The organism is Bradyrhizobium sp. 31Argb, from assembly GCF_043638955.1.
Lineage (GTDB): Bacteria > Pseudomonadota > Alphaproteobacteria > Rhizobiales > Xanthobacteraceae > Bradyrhizobium.
The window spans coordinates 1-4,634 of the sequence record NZ_JBEGDB010000430.1; the positions used below are offsets into that span (position 1 = coordinate 1).

A 4,634-nucleotide genomic window follows, 5' to 3' on the forward strand; every position below is an offset into this window, starting at 1 on the left:
CCTGCGTCCACGATCTTCGAATCATGGTTGCCCATGGATTCAGAATCCTCAGTCAATTACAACTGTAATGCTAGGACATAGGCGAGCTCTTTGACGGCTGCTGCGAAGGACAACGTCGCCCTTGCGACCGCCTCCAGGTCCGCCGTGGCCTGTGGCTCAAGCTCAAGGTATAGGCTGATCGGTGTCTCCAAGGCCCACTCCAAGGTTTATCGCGGGGCGCGACAATGGGCGGGCTTGCGAGCCATGCAGCCAATAGCATTATTTCGCATTTAGGTTTTTCCCCGGCCGATCTGGATTGAACCGCAACCGGAGAGCGAGAGCAAGGGGCACCTCATGGCTATTCCAAGACTTCATACTCGAACGCCACGCCTAACGGGTCGTTCTCTTCGAACCAGGCGGCGGCGTCACGTTGGGAGACCAGCACGCGGGCCGCAATGAGGCAGTCACGGCCAATAGCACACGCCCCCACTGTACTCGACGCATCTCTGTTGATTGCGATCCCAGATCCAATTGTGCCATTCTCCTCGTAGTATTCTCAAGTCAGAGCCTGCCTTCTTAAGAAACTCGTCGAATTCTTTCACCGTCATCGAATTAATAAGCGGCTCCGCGTAAAAACTCTTGAGAACGCCATCCTTGAAAAACAGGCTTTCCATGATTTTTTCACGCTCCGCCGAAGTTATTTTGGCGTCCGTTAACAATTCGGCGACGCGCTCCGGGCCAGTTTTCGCGGTTGTCATGTTTTGATCCTCCTAAAAGCTTCGGCTTTCAACTTGCGCGTGTACTATAAGAATGAGACGGCTTGGCCGAAAAAAGGTTCAAACAGGTTGTCGCTCAGTCGTGTACGGTAGTTGTCGCGATCACCGTCACACTATGCAGAAACGGCGAGCGTCGTTTCACTGTCAAACCGATTGGCGGCTTGGCACAGCAGCAATGAATGGGGAAAGCGAGCCGAATAATCCGGAGGACGAAAGCGTTTGCCCCCGCTGTATCCAGCCGAGCGTATCTATGATGCCGAGCGTTCGCTCGAAGGCGCGCCAAATTTCTCCAAATCGGTCGGCGGCGCTCGGCAAACTTCACTCCTCATTTGTAATAGTTACAAGTGAGGCAGCCCATCACTGGAAACGTTTCCAGTGAGAAATGGCTCATTGATCTCTCTTGAGCTTTCGCTTGCCCCAGTGCGGATCCTTGCGCGCCGGGTTGAACTGGCGAACCTGGCCGCGGTTCAATGCCCGCATGACGCCGATGCGCGCGAACATGGTCGGGCCGCCGAGCTCGATCACTAGCATCAAGGCCTCTATCGCGGCCTGCCATTCTGGCGCGTCATGCTCAGCCTGCGGAAGCTCGGTGATATAGGTCGCGGCATCGCGCAGGGTGACGAGCTTGCGGCCGTCCGGCAGGACAATCGTGTCGTCAAAGGCGCGTCGCCATCCGCTCAATGGCGCCAACCCTTTTTGTCGAAGTCGGTCCTGAATCCTTTCGGCAGCCGCGGCGCTTCGTCCTGGTCGCTCGCGTTGCACCTCGGGCACAGCGCACCGGCCCCACCGCAACCGCAGGCGTGCTCGCCGCTCCAGGGCTTGTCGGGATGCGCCTCGCAGACCCATCCAGTGTCATCGCAAACTGCGCATTTCATCGCGCGTGCCAGGCGGTGCGGACGTCGGCGCCGCGGTGGTCGCAGACCGTGCACACCATCCGCGGCTGGAGATCGTTGAAGGTCACGTCATCCGGCAGGTGGCTGACATCGAGCGTGGCGTTGTGATGGCATCCAGGGTTGGCACAATAGACAAAAATGGAGGCAAACCCGAGACCACGCTGTTCGGCCAGCGGCAGCGGCTTATCGTGGAGCATTAGGTTTGGGATCGTCCAGGGCATACCGCCCATGATTCCGCCGATCTGGCCGGAAGTGAAGCCGCTGCATCTTGTGCCTTTCCCTCGAGGGCCACCCTATGGCGCGCGGTGCGCCCGCTGCACGCGGCCCCCGGCGCGGCAGCGCAAGGCCATCCTGGCGGTTGGAATGGAGAGGTCTCTAATCTATTCGGGATGGGCCGCCTATAGCATGGAAGGCGCATCGAAGAATTCGGTCCGTGATCCTTATTGCGACTGAAGGTTGGTCTAGTTCAGTCGTCGCTGCTTTTTGAGGATATCGAAAATGGTGCTCTTTATGCATCGGCGAAAGTCGATCGACGAATTCAATCTGGACGGGGTCGAGAAAGATCATTCGCTCCGCGCACAATTGCCTAAGGTGCGTCAGGTCATGCGAGTGTGTCCATTTCAGTGAAGGCGGCGTCTTCCGCTGTTCGAGGATGGCTTTGAGACCATTCTCGATGCTGAATGCGATAAGCATATAGAATGGTACGACGAGAGGATGATTGTCGTCCCACCTCGGGCCGGACAGCTTCGCTGCCGCCCGAAGGAACGAAACTGCGTAGGCAATCGTATCGATCTCGTCGCTTGGAGCCGCTCTGGGAACGGGCTCTTGCCTGCTTGTCATCGGGGAACGAATTTTTCGGGCGCGTTACTTCTTAGCCTTAAGCCCGAGCTCGACCAGCCTGCGGATGGCTTCGGAGCGGCTCGGCAGGTCATCTTGCTTGCGGCGCCACGCGTCGATCGCGTCGACATCGTCAGACGACATCATGACGGGAATTCTCTGGTCTTTTTTCTCGCTCATAGGGTCGATTTCTACGGTCATTGGGCCTCCGGCACAAGTTGGTTGACATGTGCCGTGAACTAGCACAACATGTGCCAGTTGTCCATAAAGACAGCGCAGCCCACAAACGCGTCAACGTTCGTGAGCTGCTAACCGCAACGGAAATGGAGGTTTCCATGACGGCTAGTGATTCCAATAGCATAAGACGACGACGACGAGCAGCATTCGTGGCGCTGGCGAGGGTGACGTCAATCGACGTCCTTTGCGACCACGAGAGCTCACAGCAGCGGGCCGACCGCTTGCTCGAAGAATATCGCGAGATGCGTAGGGCCGGTGTAATCCCATCAGAATGGCTGGAGGGCGGACAATGAGAGATCCGATCCTGCAGGCCATCGCGAACCACAAGGCCGCATTCGCCGAGCACGCATCGGCACTGGGCCACCGCGAAGCCCTGGAGCGAGAGATACCGGCCGGCAAGCGACGGTCCACCATCGATCTTTTGGGCGAGGATATCGTAGAGACTGACGACCCCAGATGGATCGAAGCAGAACGACAGGTGCACCTGTGCTTTGAGGCCGAGGACGCCGCTGCATGGGCGCTCCTCAAAGTCCCGCCGACGACCCGTGACGGTGTGCTCGAGCTGATCGCGCACGCGATGTGCCACGGTACAAGCGAGTTGGCTTGGCCAGATGGCTGGCGCGCCGGCCTAACGCCGGTCCTCGCCGAGGCGCTCCCGAGACTTTGGAGGGCGGCATGAAGAAGAATTTTCATCACGAAGTCGAATGTTCGAACGGGTTACTCTCAACCGACGTCGGCCTGATCGCCGTCAACGAAACCCACGCGGTGTTTTCCATCCGCATCCCTCTCTCCGCGTTGAGGGAAAATCACTTCTTCCTCAACGCCATCTCGGACATTGCCGCCGGCGGTGACAGCCCGGAGATGCCGCGGAAGGGGGAGAACCAATGAGACGGAGCATCCTCGCCGGCGGGCTCTTCGCGGTGGCAATCGCCTCCATCTTGACGCCGACCTTCGCGCCGGGGACGTTCTTGTCGCTTTCGGTAACCCCAGCTAGGGCCGACGAGGCGACCATCGCGTGAATTAGGGTTAAAGATGCGAACTCCGCACCTTTTTTCATTCCTGCCCGCCGGTTCGCGCCGGCGGGCTTTTTTCTTTGCCCATACGCCAATCACAATCCCTTGAGGGTCGGCGCCAACGTGGGCATATTTGGTTGTACGTTGATTTGTGCGCTAAGTTTGAAATAGCGGCTAAGTTATTGAAAACATTAAGGTAATGGCGGAGACGGAGGGATTCGAACCCTCGATAGGCCTTTACAAGCCTATAACGGTTTAGCAAACCGCCGCCTTCAGCCACTCGGCCACGTCTCCGGTAGCGCCGATATGCACGACGCGCGGGCGAGCCGCAAGCGGCAGATTGAGGGGACACCGGACTGTGCGCCCGCGTTGGCGACCCAAGGCCTGATTACGCTGTGGATAACATCTGACGTTTAACACGCGCCTCGATCGGGACAGTGCTGATCTTGAAAGTAGGCTTTCGCAGTAATTCTAGTTATTTCAAATAGTTATGGCGCGATCGGCTTGCCAGGGGATAGGGCTGGCTGTCACGGCTGGCCTTACGGAACTGAACCTTAACATTACCGGTGTCGAGAAATAACGCGGAACGGCCTCTTGAAAGCCCCTTGGGTTCCCTGTTCCCGCAATCTTGTCTCGGCGTCGTGCTCACAAACGGCGCTCCGAACCAGCAACGCAATCAGGCGGCTTACGACCCCAAAGCGGACTTGACGCGTCGGTGCAGTCCGTCGGGCGACTAAGCAGGAACGTATGTCAGCCTAACCGTGTCCTCGCCAACGAGATCGGTGGAAACAAGGCGGAGCGGCGGTCGGGACCGGCGAAGAATGTGAAATGGACCCGCGGAGCGGGACCGCTTGAACCGGTTTGTTAGTTGGAAACTGACCGCTCCTGATCCCTTTCTA

At 58.0% G+C, this 4,634-nt stretch carries 7 protein-coding genes and 1 tRNA gene; 3 read left to right on the plus strand and 5 right to left on the minus strand.

What is annotated here, in order from left to right; translation table 11 throughout:
* Positions 1 to 443: 443 nt before the first annotated feature.
* The 4 genes from AAFX91_RS39285 to AAFX91_RS39300 form a co-directional block, all read right to left on the minus strand.
* On the minus strand, positions 444 to 737 hold the full coding sequence (locus tag AAFX91_RS39285) for a hypothetical protein (protein WP_394570078.1): 294 nt from the start codon (positions 735 to 737) through the stop codon (positions 444 to 446).
* Positions 738 to 1,142: 405 nt separating this feature from the next.
* Positions 1,143 to 1,436 carry a hypothetical protein gene (locus AAFX91_RS39290; RefSeq protein ID WP_394570079.1) on the minus strand — a complete coding sequence of 98 codons (294 nt, stop codon included), beginning with the start codon at positions 1,434 to 1,436 and terminating at the stop codon, positions 1,143 to 1,145.
* 190 nt (positions 1,437 to 1,626) lie between these two features.
* Positions 1,627 to 1,845, minus strand: coding sequence for a hypothetical protein (locus AAFX91_RS39295; RefSeq protein WP_394570080.1), 219 nt, complete (start codon positions 1,843 to 1,845; stop codon positions 1,627 to 1,629).
* A 667-nt stretch (positions 1,846 to 2,512) separates the two neighbouring features.
* A complete protein-coding gene (locus AAFX91_RS39300) occupies positions 2,513 to 2,686 on the minus strand; it encodes a hypothetical protein (RefSeq protein ID WP_394570081.1) in 174 nt (57 codons plus the stop codon).
* Positions 2,687 to 3,011: 325 nt separating this feature from the next.
* Between AAFX91_RS39300 and AAFX91_RS39305 the strand changes: the two genes are divergently transcribed.
* Genes AAFX91_RS39305 through AAFX91_RS39315 form a run of 3 tightly spaced genes read left to right on the plus strand, consistent with a single transcriptional unit; the run spans position 3,012 to position 3,741 of the window.
* On the plus strand, positions 3,012 to 3,401 hold the full coding sequence (locus AAFX91_RS39305) for a hypothetical protein (protein WP_394570082.1): 390 nt from the start codon (positions 3,012 to 3,014) through the stop codon (positions 3,399 to 3,401).
* Complete coding sequence (locus AAFX91_RS39310) at positions 3,398 to 3,610, plus strand: hypothetical protein (RefSeq protein WP_394570083.1); 213 nt, start codon at positions 3,398 to 3,400, stop codon at positions 3,608 to 3,610. The genes AAFX91_RS39305 and AAFX91_RS39310 overlap by 4 nt, the downstream gene beginning before the upstream one ends.
* Positions 3,607 to 3,741 (plus strand): hypothetical protein, encoded by a 135-nt coding sequence (locus AAFX91_RS39315; protein ID WP_394570084.1) that lies wholly within the window; start codon positions 3,607 to 3,609, stop codon positions 3,739 to 3,741. Before AAFX91_RS39310 ends, AAFX91_RS39315 begins: the two co-directional genes overlap by 4 nt.
* Before the next feature lie 194 nt (positions 3,742 to 3,935).
* On the opposite strand, the gene AAFX91_RS39320 is transcribed toward AAFX91_RS39315, so the two are convergent.
* Positions 3,936 to 4,029 (minus strand) — tRNA-Ser (locus AAFX91_RS39320).
* Positions 4,030 to 4,634 lie beyond the last annotated feature (605 nt).

Bases quoted from the DNA above. Each gene is read 5' to 3' on its own strand.
- AAFX91_RS39285 (WP_394570078.1), bottom strand. From the start codon at position 737: ATGACAACCGCGAAAACTGGCCCGGAGCGCGTCGCCGAATTGTTAACG.
- AAFX91_RS39295 (WP_394570080.1), bottom strand. From the start codon at position 1,845: ATGCTCCACGATAAGCCGCTGCCGCTGGCCGAACAGCGTGGTCTCGGG.
- AAFX91_RS39300 (WP_394570081.1), bottom strand. From the start codon at position 2,686: ATGACCGTAGAAATCGACCCTATGAGCGAGAAAAAAGACCAGAGAATT.
- AAFX91_RS39305 (WP_394570082.1), top strand. From the start codon at position 3,012: ATGAGAGATCCGATCCTGCAGGCCATCGCGAACCACAAGGCCGCATTC.
- AAFX91_RS39310 (WP_394570083.1), top strand. From the start codon at position 3,398: ATGAAGAAGAATTTTCATCACGAAGTCGAATGTTCGAACGGGTTACTC.
- AAFX91_RS39315 (WP_394570084.1), top strand. From the start codon at position 3,607: ATGAGACGGAGCATCCTCGCCGGCGGGCTCTTCGCGGTGGCAATCGCC.